Origin of the sequence: Martelella mediterranea DSM 17316 (genome assembly GCF_002043005.1) — a bacterium.
Classification (GTDB): Bacteria; Pseudomonadota; Alphaproteobacteria; order Rhizobiales; family Rhizobiaceae; genus Martelella; species Martelella mediterranea.
In genome coordinates, this window is sequence record NZ_CP020330.1 from 500,138 (window position 1) to 524,829 (window position 24,692).

Annotated in this window: 19 protein-coding genes; 14 read left to right on the forward strand and 5 right to left on the reverse strand. The window is 63.4% G+C overall.

What is annotated here, in order from left to right:
- The first annotated feature begins 1 nt into the window (after position 1).
- The 10 genes from Mame_RS02305 (at position 2) to Mame_RS02350 (ending at position 13,569) form a co-directional block, all read left to right on the forward strand.
- Positions 2–787, forward strand: coding sequence for an SDR family NAD(P)-dependent oxidoreductase (locus tag Mame_RS02305; RefSeq protein WP_018067212.1), 786 nt, complete (start codon positions 2–4; stop codon positions 785–787).
- A gap of 92 nt (positions 788–879) precedes the next feature.
- Positions 880–1,677: an SDR family oxidoreductase gene (locus Mame_RS02310; protein WP_026173893.1), complete on the forward strand. Its 798-nt coding sequence runs from the start codon at positions 880–882 to the stop codon at positions 1,675–1,677.
- A 318-nt stretch (positions 1,678–1,995) separates the two neighbouring features.
- On the forward strand, positions 1,996–4,341 hold the full coding sequence (locus tag Mame_RS02315; protein WP_157624591.1) for a helix-turn-helix domain-containing protein: 2,346 nt from the start codon (positions 1,996–1,998) through the stop codon (positions 4,339–4,341).
- Positions 4,342–4,536: 195 nt separating this feature from the next.
- Complete coding sequence (locus Mame_RS02320) at positions 4,537–5,568, forward strand: ABC transporter permease (protein ID WP_018067209.1); 1,032 nt, start codon at positions 4,537–4,539, stop codon at positions 5,566–5,568.
- Positions 5,565–6,425 carry an ABC transporter permease gene (locus Mame_RS02325; RefSeq protein WP_018067208.1) on the forward strand — a complete coding sequence of 287 codons (861 nt, stop codon included), beginning with the start codon at positions 5,565–5,567 and terminating at the stop codon, positions 6,423–6,425. The genes Mame_RS02320 and Mame_RS02325 overlap by 4 nt, the downstream gene beginning before the upstream one ends.
- 4 nt (positions 6,426–6,429) lie before the next feature.
- The gene (locus tag Mame_RS02330) at positions 6,430–8,112 is read left to right on the forward strand and encodes an ATP-binding cassette domain-containing protein (RefSeq protein ID WP_018067207.1); all 1,683 of its coding nucleotides are present in this window, start codon (positions 6,430–6,432) and stop codon (positions 8,110–8,112) included.
- Between the two features lie 53 nt (positions 8,113–8,165).
- Positions 8,166–9,725 (forward strand): hydantoinase/oxoprolinase N-terminal domain-containing protein, encoded by a 1,560-nt coding sequence (locus Mame_RS02335; protein ID WP_018067206.1) that lies wholly within the window; start codon positions 8,166–8,168, stop codon positions 9,723–9,725.
- Positions 9,718–10,845, forward strand: coding sequence for a DUF917 domain-containing protein (locus Mame_RS02340; RefSeq protein WP_018067205.1), 1,128 nt, complete (start codon positions 9,718–9,720; stop codon positions 10,843–10,845). The genes Mame_RS02335 and Mame_RS02340 overlap by 8 nt, the downstream gene beginning before the upstream one ends.
- Positions 10,846–10,849: 4 nt before the next feature.
- Complete coding sequence (locus Mame_RS02345) at positions 10,850–11,959, forward strand: DUF917 domain-containing protein (protein WP_018067204.1); 1,110 nt, start codon at positions 10,850–10,852, stop codon at positions 11,957–11,959.
- Positions 11,960–11,988: 29 nt separating this feature from the next.
- Entirely contained in the window at positions 11,989–13,569 is a 1,581-nt protein-coding gene (locus Mame_RS02350; RefSeq protein ID WP_033411114.1) for an ABC transporter substrate-binding protein, read from the forward strand.
- 439 nt (positions 13,570–14,008) lie between these two features.
- Here Mame_RS02350 and Mame_RS02355 read toward each other — a convergent pair whose 3' ends face one another.
- The 5 genes from Mame_RS02355 to Mame_RS02375 all read right to left on the reverse strand — a co-directional run bounded on the left by Mame_RS02355 (position 14,009) and on the right by Mame_RS02375 (position 20,582).
- The gene (locus Mame_RS02355; RefSeq protein ID WP_155122006.1) at positions 14,009–15,391 is read right to left on the reverse strand and encodes an FAD-dependent oxidoreductase; all 1,383 of its coding nucleotides are present in this window, start codon (positions 15,389–15,391) and stop codon (positions 14,009–14,011) included.
- Between the two features lie 30 nt (positions 15,392–15,421).
- Complete coding sequence (locus Mame_RS02360; RefSeq protein ID WP_018067201.1) at positions 15,422–16,660, reverse strand: LVIVD repeat-containing protein; 1,239 nt, start codon at positions 16,658–16,660, stop codon at positions 15,422–15,424.
- A gap of 94 nt (positions 16,661–16,754) precedes the next feature.
- The gene (locus Mame_RS02365) at positions 16,755–17,747 is read right to left on the reverse strand and encodes a sugar ABC transporter substrate-binding protein (protein ID WP_235726875.1); all 993 of its coding nucleotides are present in this window, start codon (positions 17,745–17,747) and stop codon (positions 16,755–16,757) included.
- A 198-nt stretch (positions 17,748–17,945) separates the two neighbouring features.
- Positions 17,946–18,998 (reverse strand): ABC transporter permease, encoded by a 1,053-nt coding sequence (locus Mame_RS02370; protein ID WP_235726874.1) that lies wholly within the window; start codon positions 18,996–18,998, stop codon positions 17,946–17,948.
- Between the two features lie 18 nt (positions 18,999–19,016).
- A complete protein-coding gene (locus tag Mame_RS02375; RefSeq protein ID WP_018067198.1) occupies positions 19,017–20,582 on the reverse strand; it encodes a sugar ABC transporter ATP-binding protein in 1,566 nt (521 codons plus the stop codon).
- A 423-nt stretch (positions 20,583–21,005) separates the two neighbouring features.
- On the opposite strand from Mame_RS02375, the gene Mame_RS02380 reads away from it, so the two are divergent.
- Genes Mame_RS02380 through otnC form a run of 4 tightly spaced genes read left to right on the forward strand, consistent with a single transcriptional unit; the run spans position 21,006 to position 24,692 of the window.
- On the forward strand, positions 21,006–21,794 hold the full coding sequence (locus Mame_RS02380; RefSeq protein ID WP_018067197.1) for a FadR/GntR family transcriptional regulator: 789 nt from the start codon (positions 21,006–21,008) through the stop codon (positions 21,792–21,794).
- A 12-nt stretch (positions 21,795–21,806) separates the two neighbouring features.
- On the forward strand, positions 21,807–22,799 hold the full coding sequence (gene denD, locus Mame_RS02385; RefSeq protein ID WP_018067196.1) for a D-erythronate dehydrogenase: 993 nt from the start codon (positions 21,807–21,809) through the stop codon (positions 22,797–22,799).
- Between the two features lies 1 nt (position 22,800).
- Positions 22,801–24,063, forward strand: a complete 1,263-nt coding sequence (gene otnK, locus Mame_RS02390; RefSeq protein ID WP_018067195.1) for a 3-oxo-tetronate kinase — start codon at positions 22,801–22,803, stop codon at positions 24,061–24,063.
- A complete protein-coding gene (otnC, locus tag Mame_RS02395; RefSeq protein ID WP_018067194.1) occupies positions 24,060–24,692 on the forward strand; it encodes a 3-oxo-tetronate 4-phosphate decarboxylase in 633 nt (210 codons plus the stop codon). Before otnK ends, otnC begins: the two co-directional genes overlap by 4 nt.

Below are 24,692 nucleotides of genomic sequence, written 5' to 3' on the forward strand. Positions count from 1 at the left end.
CATGAACCGCTTCAAGGGCAAGACCGTTGTCGTTACCGGCGGCAACAAGGGGATCGGGCTTGCGATCGCCACCCGGTTTGCGCAGGAGGGCGCCAATCTCGTGATCGCCTCCGTCGAGGCCGAGGTCGAGCAGGCAGCGAAATCGCTTGCTGAAGCGACCGGCGCGAAGACGGCCGGCGTCGTCTGCGACGTCACCGACCCGGAAGCCGTCAAGGCGCTTTATGACCGCGCCGAAAAAGCCTTCGGCGGCGTGGATATCTCCGTGCAGAACGCCGGCATCATCACCATTGCCAAGGTCGAGGATCTGACGGTTACCGAGTGGGATGCCACGATGGCGGTCAACACCAAGGGCGCGTTCCTGTGCTGCCAGCAGGCGATCCGCCACATGCGCGCTTCGGGCAAGGGCGGGCGACTGATCAATATCGCCTCCGGCCAGGCGCGCGACGGCTTCATCTACACCCCGCATTATGCCGCCTCGAAATTCGGCGTTATGGGCATGACCCAGAGCCTTGCCAAGGAAGTTGCGCTCGACAACATCACCGTCAACGCCATCTGCCCCGGCATCATCAAGACCGATATGTGGGATTATAACGACCGCGTTTGGGGCAAGATGCTCGGCGATTTCGGCCCCGGCGAACTGATGGCGAGCTGGGTGGAGAACATTCCGATGAAGCGCGCAGGCGAGGGCAAGGATGTCGCCGGCCTGATCGCCTTTCTCGCCAGCGATGACGCGGAATACATCACCGGCCAGACCATCAATGTCGACGGCGGCCTGATCATGTCATAACGCGCCCGGAAGAAGCTTCCCGACGCCAGATCAAAAAAGCCGGCTTTCAACGGGCGCATCCGTTGCCGCCGGACGAGAAGAAGGTCACCATCATGAATGACGCCGCAATCAGTTTGAACGCTCCGGCCCTGTTCGACCTTTCGGGTCGGGTGGCTCTGGTCACGGGTGCGGGCAGCGGCATCGGCCAGCGCATCGCCATGGGGCTTGCCCAGTGCGGCGCCGACGTCGCGCTTGTCGACCGGCGCACCGATGACGGGCTTGCGAACACCGCCGCCTTCATAGCGCAAACCGGTCGCCGGTCATTGCAGATCGCCGCCGACGTCACGTCCGGCGAGGCTCTCGAGGAAGCCGTCACCCGCACGGAAGCCGAACTCGGACCGCTGCGCATGGCCGTGAACGCGGCCGGCATCGCCAATGCCGAACGCTGCGAGGATATGCCGGAAGATCAGTATCAGACGCTGATGGACATCAACATGAAGGGCGTGTGGCTGTCCTGCAAGGCCGAGGCGCGCGCCATGCTTTCCCACGGCAAGGGCGGCTCGATCGTCAACATCGCCTCCATGTCCGGCGTGATCGTCAATCGCGGTCTCAACCAGGTCCACTACAACGCGTCCAAGGCCGGCGTGATCCACATGTCGAAATCGATGGCGATGGAATGGGTCGATCGCGGCATCCGCGTCAATTCGATCAGCCCCGGCTATACCGCCACGCCGATGAACACCCGCCCCGAAATGGTGCACCAGACCAGGGAATTCGAAAGCCAGACGCCGATGCAGCGCATGGCAAGCGTCGACGAAATGGTCGGCCCCGCCGTCTTCCTGCTGTCCGACGCATCCTCCTACTGCACCGGCGTCGACCTGCTGGTCGATGGCGGCTTCTGCTGCTGGTAAACCTTGAGCCTGAGACCGGCGACCGCCGGCTCAAGATGTCGCTGTAGTTCGGCACAGTCGTTCGACGATGCCGAGCGGCTCTATACGTCTTTGAAAGATCAGAAGCAGGTGGGTGCCGGTACCGTCCCGAATGACAAGTTGATTCTGCTGCAGAAAAGCAACCTTGATTGACACAGGCGGACACAATCGTCGACAAACGCTATATTGCGGCGACAAACTCGCAATGCATTGAAGGTCATTGCAACGGCATGACCCCGATTGTGAGCGCCGCCCGGCGCTGGCTTCGCAATTGAAAGCAAGGTGGATATGGACGGCGCGATGGCGAATGTGGCTCACATCGACATGCTCGCAGAGCGGGTGAGCGCCAGCGCCCGCAAGTTCATCGTCATCACCGCCGTCGCCGGCATGGGCAAGAGCCTGCTTCTGAGGAAACTCTCAAAGGCCTTTGATGTCCCCGTGTGTACGACCCCGGAAGCGGATGGAACGGCGACCGGGCGGGCATTCCTGTGGGATATCCCTTCCCGGGCTGAAACCATCGCCTTCGACGAAGCATTCTTCGAACACTTCGAGCGGGTGGTCATCGCCCGCCGACCCGAAACGGAAGTGCCGGGGATCGAGCGCTTGATCGTCCATGGCGAAGCCCTTTTTCTCGACGAGCATGACCTGCTGCTGCCGGAAGGCGATCCCGCGCGTCGCTGTCAATGCGGCTGGCCGGTTCTTCTTGGCGTCGATCTTGAAGATCGCGCAAGGCGGGATCAGTTCAAAGCCTATATCGGTTTTGAAATCCTGCGCCCGCTGACAGCCATGCAACTCGCCGCCCTCTGGCGGATGTTCAACGGCCACGCGATTGCTGGGAGCGCCGCCGAGCTGCCATTCCTGCCTTTCGTCGAGAGGACGGCCGACGGCATCCTCTCGGCCTGCGCCAGCGGCGAACTGCGCGGGATCGTGCGCGATGCGGCCAATGAGGAGATCGGGCGGCGCATGGAGCGCTTCGAGGCGGCGACGCCGCTTGCCCGCGCGCTGCATCGGTCCGGCCACACTGAAAAGGCAATATCCGCGCTTCAGTCCGCCGGGATGGAGGAGCCGGCCGTCCGTCTTTTTGCCGAGGCGGGCGGGGTTTTCTATATCCATATCGATGGCCCTGAGGCGTATGCCCGTGTGCTTTCGGGTTTCAGTCCGGAAATTTCGGCCGATAACGAGACCGTCGTGATCGCAAATGCCATGCGCGCACTCAAGTTCGGTGAGACGGGACGGGCGAAGAAGCTGATCGCGGACCGTTTCGGCCGGCAGAGCCTCGATCCGATGGCCGTCTTTGCGAGCGTTGCGCCCTACTCCCTGTCGTTCAAAGGCTTTCGGCTGGTGATGATGATCTATGAGGATATCGTCATCACCGACGCCATGTTCGAGCGGCTCTATGACTATCTCGACGAGTTGCCGCTGGAAGCGGCGCTGCTGCGCGGGTCATTCTATAATGCCGTGCTTGAATTCTATATCCGCCAGCGCCGCTTCAACGAGGCCGAAATGGCCGCCGCACAGGCGTTTTCGAGCTATCGCGCGGCCGGCGTCCCGCTGCTTGTCTTCTATATCTGCGTCCATCAGGCGGTGATCCGGTTGCTTTCGGGCGACGCCACCGGCGCCGGCAGCCGCATCGCCGAAGCCCGGAGGCACATGGCAGAGGTCGGCTTCGAAAGCCCTGCCGACGCGCGGATCCTGCGGCTGATCGAAGCCTGCCACGCCTATGAGGATGGCCGCCCGCAGGTGCTGATCGCCTTCATCAACCATGAATTCGATACGTTTTCACAGGCCGAAACCTGGCCAAGCCTCGTCGAATTCGCGCTCCACTACGGCAGCCAGGCGCTCAGTGAACATTTCTCGACGCTCTCGGCGCTCGGTTTTCTGGATCGCTGGCGCCTCCACCAGACGCATGACCGCCAGCTGCGGTTCATGATCGAAATCCGCGCCGCGCTGGTGATGCAGAACGGCAACCGCTGGAACGATGCCGCCGCGACCCTTTCCGCCATGCAGATGCGGATCAACCGTACCTGGGTCGAGGCAGCACTTGACGATCTCGCCCGGCTTTCGATGCACGATGAAATCGAGGTGGCCTTCGCCTGGCTCCGGCAGATCGTCCATGAGCGACCAGACCGCGCCTATCTGGACCGCCAGATCAGCGCCATGATTGCCAATGAAAGGGTGACCGGCCGCCAGCGGCGTGCGCTGCAGATATGGCTGGCCTTCGTGCTGAAACGGACCGGCCGGGCGACGGAAGCCCGCGCGGTGCTGCAGCGCATGTTCGATGATGCCGCCCGCACCGGCACGATCGCGCCACTTCAGGAGGAACGCCGGTTTCTCGGCGAGCTGATGGGCGACAGCCGTATCGAAGGCTTTGTCTCGGCCGCAGGCCCCGCCCGCCGGATCATGAAACGGTTGTCCGAAACCGGCATCAAGGGACGCACGATCGAGCAGGAATCCGGGTTGTCGCGTCGCGAGGTTCGCATTCTGCTGATGATCTGCGAGGGCGCGTCCAACAAGTTCATTGCCGGCCGGCTCGGCATTTCGGAATCGACGGTCAAATTCCACGTGACCAATCTTTACCGCAAGCTCGGCTGCACAAGACGTCGCGAGGCCATCGCGGTGGCGCGGGCGCGCAACTGGCTGCACTGAACGGCCGCCGAGGCGGTCGCGCATCGCAAAACCTGTCCCTTATTCTGAAAAACCTAGACCTTTTCTATCTTGTCGCGTCTTTTACCGCCCTTCAGACTGAACCCATAAGATCACTGCCGGCACTCTCAGGATTGTCGGCGGCATAAAGGGAACAGTGGCCCCCGACAGGGCCGAGGCTATGGAGCGGCGCATTCGATGCACCTGCGCTATCTGGAGATTTTTGTCAGGCGGCTTGCCGGCTTCGTGCTGGTTCTTTTCGTATTGTCGCTGATGATCTTCGTGCTCGCCCGCGTGGTGCCCGGCGATCCGGCCCGCATGACGCTCGGCCCGAGCGCGACGCAGGACCAGGTCGACCAGCTTCGCGCGCGCATGGGGCTCGACCAGCCCATCCTCGTGCAATATGGCCGCTATATCGGTAAGGCGCTCCAGGGCGATCTCGGGGACTCGATCGTCTCCGGCAACCCGGTGAGCCGCGATATCCGGGAATTCCTGCCGGCGACGCTCGAGCTGATCATCGCCACGGTGATCATCGAGCTTGTCTTCGCCATCCCCCTCGGCGTCATCACGGCCCGCTATCGCAATAGCTGGATCGACAATGCCGGGCGGCTGTTTTCGCTTGTCGGCGTCACCATTCCGGCCTTTCTGTTCGCCATCACGCTTCAGCTCGTCGCGGCTCGTTTCTTTCCGTCATGGCCCATTCTCGGCCGGGTCGACTACAATCTCGGCGCGCCCTCGGGGCCGACCGGCTTTCTGCTGGTCGACGCCGTGCTCGCCGGCCGCGGCGATGTGTTTCTGAGCGCGCTCGCCCATCTTGCACTGCCCGCCACCGCGCTGGCCATGGCCGGTATCGGCCAGATCACCCGCATCACCCGTTCGGCCATGATCGACAACCTCAGGCGCGACCATGTGCTGACGCTGAAATCCTTCGGCGTGCCCGAGCCGGTGATCGTGTTCCGCTATCTGCTGAAGCTGTCGTCGATCGCACCGCTGACGATCATGGGGCTCGAATTCGCCTCGCTGATCGGCAATGCCTTCGTGGTCGAGATGGTGTTTTCCTGGGGTGGCTTCGCCTCCTACGGCCTGACGGCCATCCTGCAGAAGGATCTGAATGCGCTGATGGCCGTGGTCCTGGTCTCCGGCGTGTTCTTCATCGTCGCCAATCTCGTCATCGACATCGTCGTCAGCATCATCGACCCGCGCCTGCGCTTTGGGGAGGCTGGACAATGAGCGAGCAGACAGGCCTGACGGCGGGCTACATGACCTGGTATCGCTTCAGCCGCAATCCGGCTGCCGTCATCGGCGGGCTGATCGTGCTTTCGGTGCTGCTGATGGCAGCCGCAGCCCCCTGGATCACGCCGTTTCCCGACCATGTCGGCGCCGTCGTCGATTTCCGCAACCGCCATGTGGCGCCGAATGCCGTCAACTGGTTCGGCACCGATAAGGCCGGGCGCGACATCTTCTCGCGCACGATCTTCGGTTTCCGCGTCTCGCTGCTGCTGGTCGTCGGCGTCCTCGGCATCTCCGTGCCGGTCGGCGCGGTGCTCGGCATGGTGTCCGGCTATTTCGGCGGCTGGTGGGAGCGCATCATCACCGGGCTCACCAATGTCATGCTCGCCATGCCGCCGCTGGTCATGGCGCTTGCCATCGGCAATATCCTCCAGCCGAACCTGATCAACGCGATGATTGCGATCACCCTGCTCTGGTGGACCTGGCACGCCCGCCTCGTCTATCGCGTCACCCGCTCGATCGCGACCGAGGATTTCATCGAGGCCGCACGGCTTGCCGGCGCCGGCCCGCTGCATATCCTGTTTCGCGAAATCCTGCCCAACTGCGTCTCGGTCATCTCGGTCAAGACGACGCTCGATGCCGCCTTCGTCATCCTGTTCGGCGCGACGCTTTCCTTCCTCGGCTTCGGGGTGAAGCCGCCGACGCCCGACCTCGGCTCCATGGTCGCCGACGGACGCCAGTTCCTGCCGGAGAAATGGTGGGAGGTGCTCGCCCCCGGCTTTGCCATCTTCTACGCCACGCTCGGCTTCAACCTTCTGGGCGACGGGCTGCGCGACATGTTCGACGTGGAGGCCTAACAACATGGCCATCCCCCTCCTCAAGGTCGAGAACCTCAATATCGCCTTCACCGGCTATGGCCGTCGCAGCCATGTGCTGAAGAATGTCGGCTTCGAGATCGCCGCCGGCGAGCGCGTGGCGCTGATCGGCGAGACCGGCTCCGGCAAGTCGGTAACCTCGAAGGCGATCCTCGGCACGCTTCCCGACAATGCCGTGATCGAAAGCGGCGATATCGCCTATCGCGGCGCGAGCGTGTTTACGATGCCGCCCCGGGAGCGGGAGGGGCTGAAGGGCACCGCCTTCTCGATCATCATGCAGGACCCGTTGTCCTCGTTCAATCCGGTCTTCAAGGTCGGCCGCCTGCTGGATGACGTGCTCTATTATGCCGACCGGCGCAACGCCGTCGTCAGCAATGCGGGAGATCGCAGAAAGCGGATCTTCGACGTGCTTCGCCGGGTTCAGCTTGCCGATCCGGAGCGGATTTTCGCGGCCTGGCCGAACGAGCTATCCGGCGGTATGCGCCAGCGCGTGCTGATCGCGCTTTCGCTGCTGCACCAGCCGGAGCTTCTGATCGCCGACGAGCCGGGAACCGCGCTCGACGTCACCACCCAGGACGAAATTCTCAAGCTCATCAATCGCCTTGTCGACGACGAGGGGCTGTCGCTGCTGATGATCACCCACAATCTCGGCGTTGTCCGCCAGACCGCCGACCGGGTGCTGGTGATGCGCCACGGCGAGATCGTCGAACAGGGAACGCTGTCGGAGGTCTTCACCGCCCCGCGGCAGGCCTACACCCGCGACCTGATGGATGCCGTCCCGCCGCTTTACGGGCCACGCGTTGTCAATCAGCCGGCGAGCGCAAAGGTGCCGATCGTCACGCTCGAAAATGTCGACAAGGTCTACCAGTCGAAGGGCCTGCTGTTTTCCCGCGGACCGGGGCACCATGCCGCAAAATCGGTCAATCTCGCGGTCGCCGAAGGCGAGGTTTTCGGCCTTGCGGGCGAAAGCGGCTCGGGCAAGACCACCGTTGCGCGCATGGTCATGCGTCTCGTCAAGCCGACGTCCGGAACCATCCGTGTCGGTTCGGCGGCAGACGGGACCGATCCCCGCCGGCTGACCCAGATCGTCTATCAGAACCCCGGAACCTCGCTCAATCCGAAGCGCACCGTGTCGCAGACGCTCTCCGTGCCACTGCGTTATGGCGGCCACGACCGCACGGCGGCGGAGGCGCGCAAGAAGGAACTGATGGCGCTGGTGCGGCTGCCGGAGAACTTTCTCTCCAAATATCCGCACGAGCTTTCGGGCGGCCAGAAACAGCGTGTCGCCATCGCCCGCGCGCTGGCCGCCGATCCGCGCATCATCATCCTCGACGAACCGACATCGGCGCTCGACGTTTCGGTGCAGAAGACGGTGATCGACCTGCTTCTGACGCTGCGGGAAGAACTCGGCCTCACCTATGTGATCATCAGTCATGATCTTTCGCTGATGCGCAATTTCTGTTCGCGCATCGCCATCATGCTGAAGGGCGAAATCATCGAGCAGGGCCTGACGGCAGACGTCTTCGCCCGCCCCGAACACCCCTATACCCGCGCGCTGATCGCGGCCATTCCGGTCTTAAGTGACGCGGAAGAGGCCGAAAAACCAAAGGTCAGCGCCGAGGAACGCGCCCGCTTTCTGGTGCAGAGCACCGGTGAGCAGGACGGATAAGACAATGGCAGGACCGCGCGCCCGAGGCGCCGGCAAGACAAGGAGACGACCCCGTGTATCGACTGGGAATTGATGTCGGCGGCACGAATACCGACGCCGTGGTGATGGAAGGCAACAAGGTGCTCTCGGGCGTCAAGGCGGCGACCACGGAGGATGTGACGAGCGGCGTCATCGAGGCTCTGGAGGGCGCGATCGGCAAGGCGGGCATCGACCGCGCGAAGATCGGCAACGTCATGATCGGCACCACCCATTTCACCAATGCCGTGATCGAACGGCGGCACCTCAACAAGGTGGCCGCCATCCGCCTCGGCCTGCCGGCAACCGCCTGCCTGCCGCCGATGGTCGACTGGCCGGAAGACCTGAAGGGCGTCGTCGGCAATCTCGGCTATCTCGTCAAGGGCGGCTATGAGTTCGACGGGCGCGAGATCTCCCCGCTCGACGAGGCCGAGATCGCCCGCATTGCCGGCGAAATCCGCGACAACGACATCAAGGCCGCCGCCATCACCTGCGTCTTCGCGCCGATCAACGACACGATGGAAAAGCAGGCCAAGGCGCTGATCGAGAAGCATTGCCCCGGCCTGCCTGTGGTGCTTTCGACCGATATCGGCCGCATCGGTCTTCTTGAACGCGAAAGCGCGGCGATCATGAATGCCAGCCTGCTGTCGCTTGCCGACCGCACCGTCAGCGCCTTTGCGAAGGCGCTCGCCGATGCCGGGCTCACCTGCCCGTTCTTCATCACCCAGAACGACGGCACGCTGATGGCCGCCGACACCGTGCGCAACTTCCCCGTCCTCACCTTCGCCTCCGGACCGACCAATTCGATGCGGGGTGCTGCCTTTCTCACCGGCGTGCGCGAAGCGATCGTGGTCGATATCGGCGGCACCACCAGCGATGTCGGGTCGCTGCATCTCGGCTTCCCGCGTCAGGCGGCGACCGTTGTCGATGTCGGCGGGGTCCGCACCAATTTCCGCATGCCGGATGTGTTCTCGATCGGTCTTGGCGGCGGCTCGCTCGTCAGAAAGGATCACACCGGCAAGGCCACGGTCGGCCCGCAATCGACCGGCTACCGCATCACCAAGGAGGCAAAGGTGTTCGGCGGCGAGACGCTGACGGCCACCGATATCGCGGTTGCGCTCGGCAAGGCCAGCGTCGGCGATGCCGCGAAGGTCAAGGACGTCGACCCCACCTTCGCGAAGGCCGCCGAGGCCGAAATCATCGCGCTTCTCGAAAACGCCGTCGAGCGCAGCCGCATGTCGCCGGAACCGATCCCGGTGATCGCGGTGGGCGGTGGCTCGATCCTGATGCCCGACCGGCTCGGCGACCTCGAGGTCATCCGGCCGGAAAACTTCGCCGTCGCCAATGCCGTCGGCGCGGCCATCGCCCAGATCTCCGGCGAGGTCGACCGCGTCTATGCGCTCGAAAACGGCCTGACCCGCGAGCTCTGCCTCGCCGAGGCCGAGAAGGAGGCGACCGAAAAGGCCATTGCCGCAGGCGCCGTCGCCGACACCATCGAGGTGATCGAACGCGAGGACGTGCCGCTTGCCTATTTGCCGGGCAATGCCACGCGCATTCACGTCAAGGTCGTTGGAGAGATGGGAGGCATGGATGCCTGAGACCGTCACACGCTCGAAATTCGAATACGATCCCGCCGACATCTGGGTCCTGGACCGCGAGGATATCGACGCGCTGGAAATCGGCTCGGCCATTCTCGGCACGGGCGGCGGCGGCAATCCCTATGTCGGCAAGCTCAGGGCGCGTCAGGCTATCGATGACGGGTTCACGCTCTCCGTACTGCCGCTCGACAAGGTTCCGGACGAGGCCTGCTGCGTGTCGCTCGGCGGCATCGGCGCGCCGGTTGTTGGCTATGAGCGTATCCGCGAGGGCCGCGAGGGCCTGCGCTGCGTGCGGGCGATCGAGGAGATGCAGGGCTTTCCGGTCGACCTGATCGTCTGCGAGGAAATCGGCGGCTCCAATGCCATGGAACCGCTGATCGTCGGCGGCATGACCGGGCTTCCGGTGGTCGATTGCGACGGCATGGGCCGCGCCTTTCCCGAAATGCAGATGACCACCTATTCAATCTACGGCCACACCTCGACGCCGAGCGTGATGTGCGACGTGCATGGCAATATCGTGATCTTCCAGCATGCCGTGACGGAACTCTTCCACGAGCGCATGGCGCGGGCCTGCGTGGTGGCCCAGGGTGGCGGATCGGACCTTGCCTCCGCGCCGATGACCGGCACGTTCCTGAAGAAGTTCGCGATTCCCAATTCCTACACCCAGGCGGTCTCGCTCGGCCGCGCGGTCATCGACGCCAAGCGCCGCCACGCCGATCCGATTGCCGCCATCTGCGAACGGGAGAACGGCCGGCATGCATTCTCGGGCAAGATCACCGACCTGAAGCGCCATCTGCGCGGCGGTTTCGTGGTCGGCGAAGCCATGCTGTCCGGCATCGACAACCATCATGGCGAGGATGCCTCCGTCCTGATCCAGAACGAGAACCTCGTCTTTACCCGTGAGGGCGAGGTGGCGGTTTCGGTTCCCGATCTGATCGTTGTGCTCGATATCGACAGCGGCCACGCCATCACCACCGAAATGCTGCGCTACGGCCAGCGCGTGGCAATCCTTGCCCTACCGTGCCATCCGCTGCTGCAGTCTCCGGCAGCGCTCGAAGTCGTCGGCCCGAAGGCCTTCGGATTTCCCGACATCGTCTATCGACCGGTCGCGGGAGGCTGAAGACATGGCGAAAACAGTGATAACAGTCGACGATCTCGACGCCATCGCGCTCGGCGGCGCCTTTCTCGGCACGGGCGGCGGCGGCGATCCCTATATCGGCAAGCTGATGGCGCGCGCGGCGCTCGCCGCAAACGGCCCGGTGACGCTGATCGACCCGGCCGATGTCGGTGACGACGACCTGTGCGTGCCGGTATTCATGATGGGCGCGCCGACCGTGATGCTGGAAAAACTGCCGAGCGGCACGGAAATCATGGCCGCCCTGGATCAGCTCGAGACCTATCTTGGCAAAAAGGCGACCGCGCTGATGTGCGTGGAAGCGGGCGGGCTCAACTCGACGATCCCCTTCGCCGTGGCCGCCGCGACCGGCCTGCCGCTGATCGACGGCGATGGCATGGGCCGCGCCTTTCCGGAACTGCAAATGGTATCCTTCACCATGTCCGGCATCAGCGCGACGCCGCTGGTGCTGGCCGACGACAAGGGCAATTCCGTCCTGATCAACGCCGTCGACAATCTCTGGACCGAGCGGCTGGCCCGCGCCGATGCCGTGCAGATGGGCGGCGCGGCGCTGGTCGCCGCCTATTCGATGACCGGCGCGCAAATGCGTGACAGCATCCTGCCCGGCACGATGACGATGATCCGCGAGATCGGCGAAACGCTGATGGCCGAGCGCAAGGCCCATCGCCATCCGGGCGCTGCGCTCCGTGCCCGGTTTTCAGGCCATCATCTGTTCACCGGCCGCGTGAACGACATCGAGCGCAAGACGGTCGGCGGCTTTGCCCGCGGCCGCGCTGTCATCAAGGGCACGGACGCCTTTGCGGGGCGTGAGTTCAGCATCGATTTCCAGAACGAGTTTCTCGTCGCCCGCGATGACACCGGCGCTGTTCTGGCAACGACGCCGGACCTGATCTGCGCGCTCGATGCCGATGCCGGCATGCCGGTCACCACCGAACAGATGCGCTACGGCCTGCTGATCGAAATCACCGGCCTGCCGGCCGATCCGAAATGGCGCAGCGACGCGGGGCTGAACCTCGTTGGGCCTTCCTATTTCGGCTACGACCATGCTTACGCACCTGTAGAAGAGATCAACAATAACAAAAACCTAAACCAGGACTGAACAAAGCTCAAAAAAGAGAGGAACTTGCAATGACACGGAAAATGCTTGCAATCGCAGGGCTGGCTTTGGCGGCCTCGGCAACGACGGCCCTGACGCCCGCCCGCGCCCAAGACGACAAGGTCTCGATCGTGGTGAACGCCACCCAGGTGTTCGGCACCATCGATCCCGCCCGCATCAACGACTACACCGAATACATGGCGGCCGTGAACCTCTATGACGGGCTGACGACGGTGGCCGGCGACGGCTCGATCATTCCCCAGCTCGCCGAAAGCTGGACCGTTTCCGACGACAATCTCACCTACACCTTCAAGCTGAAGGACGACGCCACCTTCCAGGACGGCTCGCCGGTCGAGGCTTCAGACGTCGTTTACACGCTGAAGCGCCTGCTCGCCATCAACGAGGGTCCGTCCTACCTTTTCTCCAAGCTCATCGATCCGGAAAAGCTGAAGGCGATCGACAGCCATACCGTCGAAATCGGGCTGACAAAGATCTACGCGCCGTTTCTGACCACAACCCCACTCATTCTTGTCGTCAACGAGGAAGCGGCGAAGGCCAACAGCGACGACGAATGGGCAAGCGACTACATCGCCAACCACAGCATCGGCGCCGGACCCTACATGCTGGCCTCGTGGAACCGCGGCTCGCAGATGGTGATCGACCGCTATGACGACTATCATGCCGGCTGGGAGCGCGGCCGCCCGATCGACGAAATCCGCTTCGTCATCACCAATGACGAAGCCACGGTGAAGGCGCTTGCAACCAAGGGCGAACTTGGAATGTCGGCCGACTCGCAGGCAACGGAGACATACGAAGCAATCGCCGCGATGGACGGCTACAAGATCATCGAAACGCCGACGGCGACCGCCCTCTACATCAAGATGAACACCAAGCTTCCGCCGACCGACGATATCCATGTCCGCCGGGCAATCGCCTATGCCACGGATTACGACACGATCCGCGAAGCCATCTATCCCGGCTCGCCGCTGTCCGGCCCGATGGCACCGGCCTTTGCCGATGCTTATCCCGACGACCTTCCCGCACCGGAATACAATCTCGAAAAGGCAAAGGAAGAGCTCGCCAAGTCGAAATATGCCGGGCAGGACATCACGCTGACCCATTCCTATGTGGCCGGCCTCTCCTTCGAGGAAGACATTGCGCTTTTGATGCAGGCCAATCTCGAGCAGATCGGCATCACGCTCGATGTCCGTCCCGAGCCGTGGAACCGGATCACCGAGCTTGCCAGCCAGCCGGAAACGACGCCGAACACGACCCAGGTCTTCAACGGCCCGAGCTATCCCTCGCCCGACAGCGTGTTCTACGTCCAGTATGATTCCGCGGCCGCCGGTACATGGGCGTCGATGGAGTGGTTGCAGAACCCGGAGATCGACACGCTCATCGACAATGCCCGGACCACGACGGATGTCGACAAGCAGAACGACATCTACAAGGAGCTTCAGCGCAAGATCGTGGACCTTCAGCCCGACGTCTTCCTGCTCGTCGAAAACCGCCGCTATGCCGCAAGCGACTGCCTCCAGGGCTATGAATTCGTGCCGATGATGAGCTGGGACACCGACTTCTCGCGCTTCACCTGGGACTGCAGCGCCGAATAGCCTGAATGCATGGAGAACGTTACCTCCGCAGTCCGAACCGGCCGTATCGAGCGGGGCTGGCCAGATGGCTGGCCCCGCGTGGCTTTGTCAAAAGCCTTTCGTTCTTCAGCGAAGTGGTTCGCGCTCAAAATGGTTGCCGGGAGGCGACGCCCGGAAATCGCAAAGCCCCCCCGCTTCGAACGGCCGGTTTGTTCCGCCGCTGTCCTTTCCTCAGCTGCCCACCGGCAGTATACCGCCTCTTGAGGAGTGAGGTAATGGTAGGCCATGCCGAGCGCGCCAGCTCCCTCGCATAACCCTCGCCGAACCCGTCACCGCCAAATAGGGGGGCAATCCTGAGCCTGCCGGCGAGGGCGACCTCGCCGATCACAAAGGACTGAGGAGGCGCGGATAGCCCGTCTCCTTCTGCCCGGTCGCAAGCGGCGCGCCCTTGGCCACAGCCTCATCCAGCCTGCCGCAGGACTTCGGGCACCGGCTCTTCCGGTGTGCCCAGCCAGACCCCGAGATCGCGCAGGCGCGCCTGCACCTCGGCGACGGGTATTTGCGAGGTTGGCACGCGCCGGCCGGCCGCCATGGCCGCCGCGATCGCCGCCGCCTCGCCCGTCATGGTGCAGGCCGGCACGTTCCGCGTAGAGCCGAAGGCATTTTCATCGACCGAAATGCAGCGGCCTGCGAGCAGCAGATTGTCGATCTTGTGCGGCACGAGGCAACGGAAGGGGATGCCGTAGCCGATGCCGACATGGTCCATGATCGCCCGGCTGCCGCCCGGCTCGTGCACATCGACGGGCGAATTGCAAAGGCCGATCGCATCCTCGAAGCGGCGATTGCCGCGGACCTCCGCCTCGGTGAGAACATACTCGCCCCTGACGCGGCGGGTCTCCCTGATGCCGAGCTTCGGCGCGACCTCCAGAAAGATCGCGTTTTCGAAACCCCTGACATAGCGCTGCAGGAAATCGAATGCGCAATAGGCCTGTTTGCGGATCTCGATCTCCGCGCGGCTCAAATCCCGGTCATCGAGGCCGTTTCCCTGGAACCGGGTGACATTCACGCTGATCTCACCCGGGATCAGCCCGGTTTTCATGGTGATGTGGTCCTTGGGGATGATCCAGTCGAAGCCTTCCGCGACCTTGTCCTTGATGCGTTGCTGGAAGCCCGTCAGCAACACAGCCATGGCATAATCCTCGTTGCGGTCGCCGGCCTCCTTCGGGTAGACCACCTCCCACATATCGCCGCGATTTTCCTCGCAATCGGCGATCAGCGCCGGAACGTTGACGTTCAGCACGCGGAAATAGGACGTGATCGGCTGGGTCAGGCCGTCGCTTTCCCGGCCGAGCATGAAATCTGCGCCGGCGAGGGCCGCGACATCCCCGTCGCCGGATGCATCGATGAAGGCATGGGCGAGGACGAGGCTTTCGCCGGACTTCGTGCGGATCAGGAGGCCGTGCATCGCGCCGCCCTTCATCACCGTCTGGACGACATTGGCGCGCAGCAGCACCTCAATGCCCGCCTCCTCGACCATCTCGATGATGACGCGCTGCATCACCTCGGCGTCGAACGTGCCGGTATACTTGCCCCAGTAGGATTCCCGAATCCGACCATCGGCCCCGCGATAGCCGACGCAACGGTCCAGCATTTCCTCGAATATCTTCGAGTTGATGAGCCCGGTGGGCTTGGTCAGCCGGCCGCCCGTGATCAGCCCGCCGAGAAAACCGGTGCCTTCGAGCAGGAGCACCTTCGCGCCTTCCCTGGCCGCGCGGATTGCCGCGACGATGCCGGAAGAGCCGGCGCCGGTCACCACCACGTCATAAGAGCCAAACAGGTTCATCGTCATTCCTTTCAAGCAAGCGGCGCGGGATCAGCCGGTATATTCCATGATGTAGAGACCGGCATTGTAATCGGTCACATAGGCGAGCCCCGTCTTGTCGACGAAGATGTCGCAGGACTGGATGATCGGCTTCTTGCCGGGTCGTTTGTCCATGAGGCCTTCGGGCGCGGGCGGCACCAGCGCGCCGACCTCCTTCGGCTGGTAGGCGTTCGAGATGTCGTAGACGCGCACCCCGGCATTCTGCCAGGTCGAGAAGATCAACGACGAGCTCTGGAAGCTGCCCGGCCGGTTCTCGTGAATGTTGTGCGGCCCGTAATGGGCGCCCTTGTGGGTATAATCCTGGTCGGCGGGCGGCGGCATGGTCGCGATCGGAACCGGGTTTTCCGGGTTCGCGACATTGAAGATCCAGATATTCTTCAACCCGTCTTCGAAATCATCGAGCACCGCCTCGTCGACGACAACCAGCAGATCCCGACCGCTGATCGGCAGGCAGTTATGGGTTCCGCCCTGGAAAGGCGGCGACCAGTTGGTGTGGCGGATGAGCTTCGGCTGCGTGCGGTCGGCCACGTCCATCACCACCAGGCCGGCATCGCGCCACGCGCCCCAGGCGATATCGCCATCGACGATCGCATGGTGAAGCCCGAACTTGGCGTTCGGCGACCAGGACGGCGTCTCCCCCGCCGCCTGATGCATGCCCGGCAGGGCGTAGCGGCCCGCCTCCCTCGGATTGGCGGGGTCCGACATGTCGACCGTCATGAAGATGAAATCGGTATAGCCATCCAGCAGCGCGGAGACATAGGCCCATCTGCCGCCAACCCACCAGATGCGGTGGATCCCGCCGGACACTGGCATGAAGCCGATGCGCCGGGGACGGCCGGGCTCGGTGGCGATATCGTAAACCGCAAGCCCCGCGTCCCAGTCCCGCCCCTTCTTCGGCTCTGCCGTTCCGAGCGCGGTCCCCGCCGCGGCCTTGTAGTAGGACGCTTCGTCGGCGAAAGCGGCGTCGGCGAAAACGTCCTTGCCGTGAATGACGAGCAACAGGCCGTCGGCCGCCTGAAGGTGCACGTTCCAGGTATTTTCCGGCGCCTGAACATAGCCCGCCGGCTTCGGATTGGCGGGATCGCGCACGTCGACCACCGAAAATCCCCGGCTGAACAGATGCCCGATATAGGCGAACCCGTCCTCCACCATCACCTGGATGCCGTCCCTGCGGCCGCCCTGGTCCGAATGGCCCACCAGGCGCATGTTGCGGGCGTGGTCGGGTTTCATGAGGTCTCTCATCATGCGTCATTCCGTCGGTTGGCGTGTGAAATTGTGCGGGGCGCGCACGAAGAACCGCGCGCCCCGCTTCGGCATCAAAAGGTCAACTCTTGACCATGTTGCCCCAGTTCTCCGGGCTGTCGACATTGTCCTTCCAGATCATCACAGGCTGGATCAACGTGGTTTTCTGCACCGGCTTGCCGCTGAAGTAATTCTCCATCTGCTCGACGATGGATGAGCCCATGGAGAACGGGTTCTGCCCGACATCGGCAGTCTGCGTTCCCTCGCGGATGCGCTCGAGGCCAAGTGGGGTGCCGTCGAAACCGATCACCGGAATGTAACCTTCCTCGCCTTCCGGCTTCAGCCGGTCGATCTGGCGCAGAGCCGAAACCACGCCCCGGATCATCTCGTCATTATGCGCCCAGATGGCATCGACGTTCGGATCGCGGGTGAAGGCGTCAACCGTCAGCGTATGCGCATTATCGGCCGTCCATTCCGCCTTCAACGTCTCGATCTTGATGTCCGGATATTTTGCCGCCATCTGCTCGTGAAAGCCCTGATAGCGCTTCTCGGACTGGCCGGAGCCGATCGCGCCGCGCACTTCGAGGACGCGCCCCTTGCCGCCGGTCAGTTCGGCGACTGCATCGGCCGCGGCCCTGCCGCCGGCCACATCGTCGAAGGTATTGTAGGCAACCCACTCGCCTTCGGGCGGCAGGTTTTCGAGCATGAACAGCGGAATGTCCGACTGGTTGGCCTTGCGAACCCCGCCCTGCAGCAGTTTCGCGTCAACCGGATTGAGCAGGATGATGTCCGGCTGCTTGGAGAGCACGTCCAGCATCTGCGTCGTCTGGGTCGACGGATCGCCCTTGCCGTCATAGACGGAAATGTTCATTCCCTTTTCGGCGGCGAGCTTCTTGATGTGATCGACAAGCGTCACCTGGTACTCGTATTGCAGGCCGAACGCGATATAGGCGAGGTTCTTGCCCTTGAGCGCGCTGTCCTCGGCCTGAGCATGCTGCGGCAGGGCAATGGCGCCCGTCACGAGCAGGGCCGCGCCTGCAAAAAACTGTAAAAGCGTGCGACGTTTCGTTGGCATTCCGGTCTTCATGTCCATCATGTTTCCTCCCAGTTGGACCTTCGAGACACCCTTTTCGGGGTGGTATTGCCATTCCCGTTTGCCGACCTTTCAGGCAAGCGGATCCCGTTCGCCCCGAGGGGCGTTGAATTTTCGACCGACAGGTTTGCATTTCCCCTCGCCGCGGATCGCTTCGCGGCGGCGCTACGTCCGCGCGCTTTAGGACGACTTGCTTGCGATGACTTTCCTGCGCATGCCCGCCTCCAGATAATTGCGGCGATAGACATCGAGCGCGGCGGCGGCGGCAATCACCAGTCCCGAGACGACCGAGTCCCAGTTCGGCGGCACGTTGAGCAGGTTGACCGCGTTCTGGACCAGCCCGAGCAGCAGCACGCCGAGCAGCATGCTGCCCATGTTCCCCTCACCGCCGAACAGGCTGACCCCGCCAATCACCACCGCCGCGATGACGGCAAGCTCCATCCCCTGGGCCGCGGTGGCGGCGCCGGCCTCGAACCGGGCCGTGATCAGAAGTCCCGCAATCGCCGCCATCAGGCCTGAGATCATGAAGGCGATGATGACAACGCGTTCGGTGTTGATCCCGGCCAGTCGCGCGGCAAGCGGATTTCCGCCGGTCGCATAGACCGAGCGCCCGAAGGCCGTTCGCGACAGCACGATCTGGGCGATCAGCGCCAGCGCCAGCGTGAGGACGATGACCGCCGGTATGCCGAAGATGCGCGCGGCCTGGAGTTCGACGAAAAAGGATGGAACAGGGGCGATATTCGTGCCTCCCGAATAGATATAGGCAAGGCCGCGACCGATGGTCATGGTCGCAAGCGTCGCGATCAAGGCCGGGATGCGCAGCTTGGTTACGGCGAGACCGTTGATCAGCCCGAGACCGAGACCCGCTCCCAGCGCCACCGTGACGCCAAACACCGGCGAGAAGCCCTGGAACTCGACAAGCCCCACCGACAGAACCGATGACAGCACCAGCACGGAGGCGACCGAAAGGTCGATCCCGGCCACCAGGATAACGAAGGTCTGGCCGATCGCGACGACCGCGATGATGGTGGCCGCCTGCAGCACGTTCTCGATATTGCGCACCGTGGCAAAGACCGGGCTCAGGACGCTCATGATGGCGCTGCCGAGCAGGATTACGGCAAGCAGCCCCACACTCTGCATCAGGTCGATAAAGGATATGCGTCCGCGCCAGGTGGAAAGCTTGCTATCGCCGTTCGGTGCAATACCGCTCATCGGTGTGTTCTCCAGTGCCATTCAAATTTCTCCCCGACGTCAACCCGTCGTCGCATAGCTCATGATGGTTTCGCTGGAGATTTCCGCACGGGTGAGCGAGGCGGAGATCCGCCCCGAACGCATCACCAGCACACGGTCCGACAGCGACAGGATTTCAGGCAATTCCGAACTGATCAGCAATATCGCCATTCCGCTTTCGGCCAGGCGAAGGACAAGTTCGCTGATTTCCGACTTGGCGCCGACATCGATGCCCTTGGTCGGCTCATCGAGGATCAGAAGCTTCGGCTGGCGGGCCAGCCACCGGCCGAGCACGACCTTCTGCTGATTGCCGCCGGACAGCGTCGAGACCCGCACCTTGGAGGACGGCGCCTTTACCGCCAGGCCGCGCATTTCGCGTCCGACGATCTCCTCCTCCAGCGCGTTCGACAGGAAGCCGTTGCGGGATATCCTGTCGAACATGCCGAGCGTCATGTTGTTGCGCACGCTCATCAGCCCGACCAGGGCCTGCCGTCGCCGGTCCTCGGGCACGAGGCCTATGCCGGCGTCGATCGCCGCCTTGGGCTTGTTCGGACGCACCCGGCGGCCGGAGACCTCGACGCTGCCCTCGTCATAGGGATCGATACCGAATATACAGGCCGCAAGCTCGCTTCGCCCGGCGCCGACAAGTCCCGACATGCCGACGATTTCCCCGGCCCTGACATCGAAGGATATATCGTCCAGAACGCCCTCGCGCTTGAGATTGCTGACCTTGAGGACGACATCGCCGATCGGGCGGGGTTTGTGCTCTGTCTTGCGAACCTCGCGGCCGACCATCATGTGGATGACCTTTTCATGATCGAGCTGATCGATCGGCCTGGTTCCCACCAACCGGCCATCGCGCAACACCGTGACCCGGTCTGCGATGGCGAACACTTCTTCGAGCCAGTGCGACACGAACACGATGCCGAGCCCATGCGCCCTCAGGTCATCGACCACGCGGAACAGGCGTTCGATCTCCGGTGGCGAGAGAGAGGTCGTGGGCTCGTCCATCACCAGAACCTTGGAATCCTCGGAAATGGCGCGGGCGATCTCCACCAGTTGCTGATCCGCCGGCGACAGCCGGCCGGCCGGCGTGGCGATATTGAGATGCGGCGCCACTCGGGCGACCGCGGCACGCGCCTTCTGCTTCTGCTGCTGTTTGGAGAGCCAGCCGTACCGTCCGGGCCAGCGGCCGAGCATGATATTTTCAGCAACCGATACCGCGGGAACCAGATGGGCATCCTGATGGATCGTGGCGACGCCGATGCGGTGCGCGGCGGCCGGATCGGCCTGCAGGGCGACCCCGTCGACCGTGATCTCGCCGCGATCGGGCGTATAAAAGCCGGCCATGAGCTTGATGAGCGTCGATTTACCCGCTCCGTTTTCGCCCAGAAGCGCCGTCACTTCTCCAGCGCGCACATCGAAATCGACATTGTCGAGCGCCAGAACGCCCGGAAACGATTTGGTCACGCCCCGGGCCACCAGAACGCTGCGCCGATCGCCCGCCTGCCCTGCCGCGGCGCTTGCCTCGGCGACACTCATGGCAACGGTCCCGTGGCGTCGGGCCGATTGCAGACCAATAACCATTTCTGATTCCTCCCCGCCGCTCCCCGGCGTGTCGGCGTGAAGTTCAAGCTTCCTGTCCGACGATCTGCACGCTAGTGGGGACCGAACCACTTGTCAACTGGCCGTAACACCGGTCCAGTTGAAATTCTCCGAACGACAGAGCAATCCGTGACCACGGGTCTTTCAGACCCGAAACTGCGGGAGCTCGTTGACAAATTTTTCACGCGGGAAACTTCGCAACCGCGAAAAGTGTCTCGATTTCCTATTATATTATTGATTTTAAAGAAATTATTAGCAATCCATCTCAAAATCAGAACTGGTACGTTGTGGCGCGCGCCATGCACTCGCCGTGCGGCGGCCAGACGCTTTTTTGCCGAAAGGGAGGTGACAGCTATCCCAGAATGGTTTAACTGGTCTGTTAAGCAGTCCATTTCAGGGGTCCCAATGTCCAATCTTCCGCTCTCGCCTCTCCACGAGGCGATCCACAAGCAGACAGCCAAGGAAATGATCCGGGACAAGATCGTCTCGATGATCGCCTCCGGCATTCTGCAACGCGGCGATGAGCTTCCAAGCGAGCGGGAACTTTCCACAATGCTGGCGGTCAGCAGGGAGACGGTGCGCGGCGCGATACAATTGCTCGCCGGCCAGGGCGTGGTTCAGGTCTCGCAGGGCGCGCGGACCCGGGTCGCGCGCGTCGACGTCGAGGTCGGCACGCACCGCATCGGCGTAACGGACCCCTCCTCGATCAACGGCTACAGCCTCGACGCGGTGCACGCCGCGCGTCTCCTGGTCGAGACAGCAGTGGCGGCGGACGCGGCGCGCCACCTGGGGCCGGAGGATATCCAGCGCCTCGAGGCCTCGATCGCGGCGCAGGAGCAGGCCATCGACGATCCGGTCCGCTTTCTGATCTGCGACAGGGAATTTCACCTGACGATCTACTACGCCTCGGCAAACCGGCTTCTCGCCGACTTCGTCGTCGACCTCTACACCTATATGCTTGATCACCGCCGCATCGCCATGGCCCAGCCGGGCGCGATCGAGAAAAGCCTCGAAGATCACCGTTTCATCGTGCGGGCCCTGAAGATGCACAATCCCGAAGCGGTGGCGGCGGCGTTTTCCGAGCACATACTTCGCATTCATGACACATCGCGCGCCGTCGACGAAAGCGGTATCGCGCGGGCGGGCAGCTCCGCCAATGGCGCACCGGCGTTGCGCGCCAGCGGCGGAAAATAGGGAGCGGGCAGCATGAAAATCCTCATAACCGGCGCGGCCGGAATGATCGGCCGCAAGCTGGTGCGCGCCCTGATGCGCTCCGGGAAGGTGCGCGGCCAGCCGATACGCCGCCTGATCCTCGCCGATATCGTCGCGCCGGAGGCGCCCGATTTCGACGTGGAGATCGAGACCCTGGCGACAGACCTTTCGCAGCCCGGCGCGGCTGAAAGCCTCATCGCGCAAAGGCCTGATCTCATCTTTCACCTGGCGGCCATCGTTTCCGGCGAGGCGGAAGCCGATTTCGAGAAGGGCTATCGCGTCAATCTCGATGGCACGCGCGCCCTGTTCGAGGCCATTCGGCTGGCCGGCCGTGAACGGCCTTATGTGCCGCGCCTGGTCTTCACGTCCTCGATCGTCGTGTTCGGCAATCCGCTGCCGCCTGTCATCAGCGACAGCCACTGCCTGACCCCGCTAACGAGCTACGGCACGCAGAAAGCCATTTGCGAACTGCTGCTCGCCGACTATTCGCGCCATGGCTTTTTCGACGGTATCGGCATCCGGTTGCCGACGATTTCGATCCGGCCCGGCAAGCCCAACAAGGCCGCTTCGGGGTTCTTTTCCTCGATCCTGCGGGAACCGCTGATCGGCGAGGAAGCGATCCTTCCGGTGAGCGAGACCGTTCGCCACTGGTTTGCAAGCCCGCGCGCGGCGATCGGCTTTCTGCTTCATGCCGCCGAGATCGATACCCGTCCGCTCGGTCAGTTGCGCACGCTGACCATGCCCGGTCTTTCTGCAACGGTCGGCGACCAGATCGAGGCGCTGCGCCGCGTCGCCGGCGACGAAGCTGTGCGACTGATCCGCCGCGAGCCCGACAGCGACATCGCGGCGATCATCGCTGGCTGGCCGCAGGGCTTCGACGCCCGCCGCGCCGAGGAACTCGGCTTCCGCGGCGAGACCTCGTTCGAGGACATCATCCGGGTCCATCTCGAAGATGAACCCGAAAGCCGGATAGCGGAGCACAACTGAAATGCTGCTCGGTGCGATAGCAGATGATTTTACCGGCGCCAGCGATCTCGCGAACACGCTTGCCAAGGGCGGCATGGCCACTTTGCAGTTTTCCGGGCAACTCTCCGGCATCGCCCACGACCCGCCTGCCTGCGAGGCCGGCGTCGTTGCGTTGAAGACCCGATCCGCCCCGGTTTCAGAGGCGGTTTCGCAGTCTCTTGCGGCGGCGCGCTGGCTGCTCGACCAGGGCTGTGAACAGATCATCTTCAAATATTGCTCAACCTTCGATTCCACGCAGGACGGCAATATCGGGCCGGTGGCCGAAGCCCTACTCGACCTGCTGCAGACCGATATCGCCGTCGTGTGCCCGGCATTTCCGGCGACCGGCCGACGGGTTTTCATGGGCCATCTCTTTGTCGCAGACCGCCTGCTTTCCGAAACCGGCATGCGGCACCACCCGCTGACGCCGATGAACGATCCGGATATCCGCCGCTGGCTTGGACATCAGACCAGGGGCGCCGTCGGAAGCATTGCCCTCGACACGGTGCGCGCCGGAAGCGCTTCGCTGGCTGCGGCATTTGCCGCCGAGAAAAAGGCCGGCCGGCGCCTTGTCGTGACCGACGCCAGCAGTGACGAAGACCTCATCGCGATTGGTCGCGCCGTGGCCGATCACAGGCTTGTCACCGGAGCATCCGGCATCGCCCTCGGTCTTCCGCGGAACTTCAGGGCCAGGGGCAAGCTCGCCGACGCGGCGGAGACCTTGCCCCCGGTGACCGGCCCCGGCGTCGTGCTGTGCGGCTCCTGCTCGACCAATTCGCAGCAACAGGTGGCCCGCTATGCGGCGGCCAATCCTTCCCTGGCCGTCGATCCCGGCGCGCTTGCAAGCGGCGAGATGACCCCGGAGGGCGTCGCCGCATGGATTGCCGAGCAGGGCGACAACGCGCCGATCATCTTCTCCACCGCCGCGCCGGATGCGGTTGCCGAGGCGCAGCGGCAGTTCGGACGGGAAGCGGTCGCCGGAAAGATCGAAAGCTTCTTCGCCGCGCTGGCCATCTGCCTCGCCGACGCCGGCATCCGCCGCATCGTCGTCGGCGGCGGCGAGACATCGGGTTCGGTGGTGGAGGCGCTGGGCCTTGCCAGCATGCACGTCGGCCGTGAAATCGATCCCGGCGTTCCGGTGCTCATCGGCGAAAGAAACGGGCCGCTCGGCCTGGCGCTGAAGAGCGGAAATTTCGGCGGTCCCGACTTTTTCAGCAAGGCCTTGCAGGAGCTTGGACGACCATGAATGAGGAAAAGATACGTGCGGACATCGTCAAATGGGGCCGCTCGCTTTTCGAGCGGGGCCTGACGGCGGGTTCCTCCGGCAATATTTCCGCGCGCATCGATGGCGGCTATATCGCGACGCCTACGAATTCATGCCTCGGCTTTCTCGAGCCCGACCGCCTTTCGAAACTCGATCTCGACGGGAACCATATTTCCGGCGACAAGCCGACCAAGGAACTGCCGCTGCATTTCGCCTTCTACGAAGGCCGTTCATGCGCCGCCGTCGTTCATCTGCACTCCTCCTATGCCACCGCGCTCGCCTGTCTTTCGGACACCGACCCGGCCGACGCCATCCCGCCGATCACGCCTTACGTGGTGATGCGGGTGGGCACCGTGCCCGTCGTGCCCTACACGCGGCCGGGGTCGGCGGACGTCAAGGCGCGGATCGCCGCAATCGTCGCCGATCACAGCGCGGCCCTTCTCGAAAACCACGGACCGATCGTCTGCGGAGCAAGCCTCGACGCAGCGGTCTTCGCCATCGAGGAGCTGGAAGAGGCGGCAAAGCTTGCGATCATCACCCGCGGCATGCAGGTCAGGCATCTGACGCCTTCGATGATCGCCGATCTCAACGCGACATTCAGGCTGCGGTGA

Excerpts from the sequence above, each read along its gene's own strand:
- Mame_RS02380 (WP_018067197.1), top strand. The coding sequence starts at position 21,006 with ATGTCCAATCTTCCGCTCTCGCCTCTCCACGAGGCGATCCACAAGCAG.
- Mame_RS02310 (WP_026173893.1), top strand. The coding sequence starts at position 880 with ATGAATGACGCCGCAATCAGTTTGAACGCTCCGGCCCTGTTCGACCTT.
- Mame_RS02315 (WP_157624591.1), top strand. The coding sequence starts at position 1,996 with ATGGCGAATGTGGCTCACATCGACATGCTCGCAGAGCGGGTGAGCGCC.
- Mame_RS02365 (WP_235726875.1), bottom strand. The coding sequence starts at position 17,747 with ATGCCAACGAAACGTCGCACGCTTTTACAGTTTTTTGCAGGCGCGGCC.
- Mame_RS02360 (WP_018067201.1), bottom strand. The coding sequence starts at position 16,660 with ATGAAACCCGACCACGCCCGCAACATGCGCCTGGTGGGCCATTCGGAC.
- Mame_RS02345 (WP_018067204.1), top strand. The coding sequence starts at position 10,850 with ATGGCGAAAACAGTGATAACAGTCGACGATCTCGACGCCATCGCGCTC.
- denD (WP_018067196.1), top strand. The coding sequence starts at position 21,807 with ATGAAAATCCTCATAACCGGCGCGGCCGGAATGATCGGCCGCAAGCTG.
- Mame_RS02320 (WP_018067209.1), top strand. The coding sequence starts at position 4,537 with ATGCACCTGCGCTATCTGGAGATTTTTGTCAGGCGGCTTGCCGGCTTC.
- Mame_RS02350 (WP_033411114.1), top strand. The coding sequence starts at position 11,989 with ATGACACGGAAAATGCTTGCAATCGCAGGGCTGGCTTTGGCGGCCTCG.
- Mame_RS02375 (WP_018067198.1), bottom strand. The coding sequence starts at position 20,582 with ATGGTTATTGGTCTGCAATCGGCCCGACGCCACGGGACCGTTGCCATG.
- Mame_RS02330 (WP_018067207.1), top strand. The coding sequence starts at position 6,430 with ATGGCCATCCCCCTCCTCAAGGTCGAGAACCTCAATATCGCCTTCACC.
- otnK (WP_018067195.1), top strand. The coding sequence starts at position 22,801 with ATGCTGCTCGGTGCGATAGCAGATGATTTTACCGGCGCCAGCGATCTC.
- Mame_RS02325 (WP_018067208.1), top strand. The coding sequence starts at position 5,565 with ATGAGCGAGCAGACAGGCCTGACGGCGGGCTACATGACCTGGTATCGC.
- Mame_RS02370 (WP_235726874.1), bottom strand. The coding sequence starts at position 18,998 with ATGGCACTGGAGAACACACCGATGAGCGGTATTGCACCGAACGGCGAT.
- Mame_RS02305 (WP_018067212.1), top strand. The coding sequence starts at position 2 with ATGAACCGCTTCAAGGGCAAGACCGTTGTCGTTACCGGCGGCAACAAG.
- Mame_RS02340 (WP_018067205.1), top strand. The coding sequence starts at position 9,718 with ATGCCTGAGACCGTCACACGCTCGAAATTCGAATACGATCCCGCCGAC.
- otnC (WP_018067194.1), top strand. The coding sequence starts at position 24,060 with ATGAATGAGGAAAAGATACGTGCGGACATCGTCAAATGGGGCCGCTCG.
- Mame_RS02355 (WP_155122006.1), bottom strand. The coding sequence starts at position 15,391 with ATGAACCTGTTTGGCTCTTATGACGTGGTGGTGACCGGCGCCGGCTCT.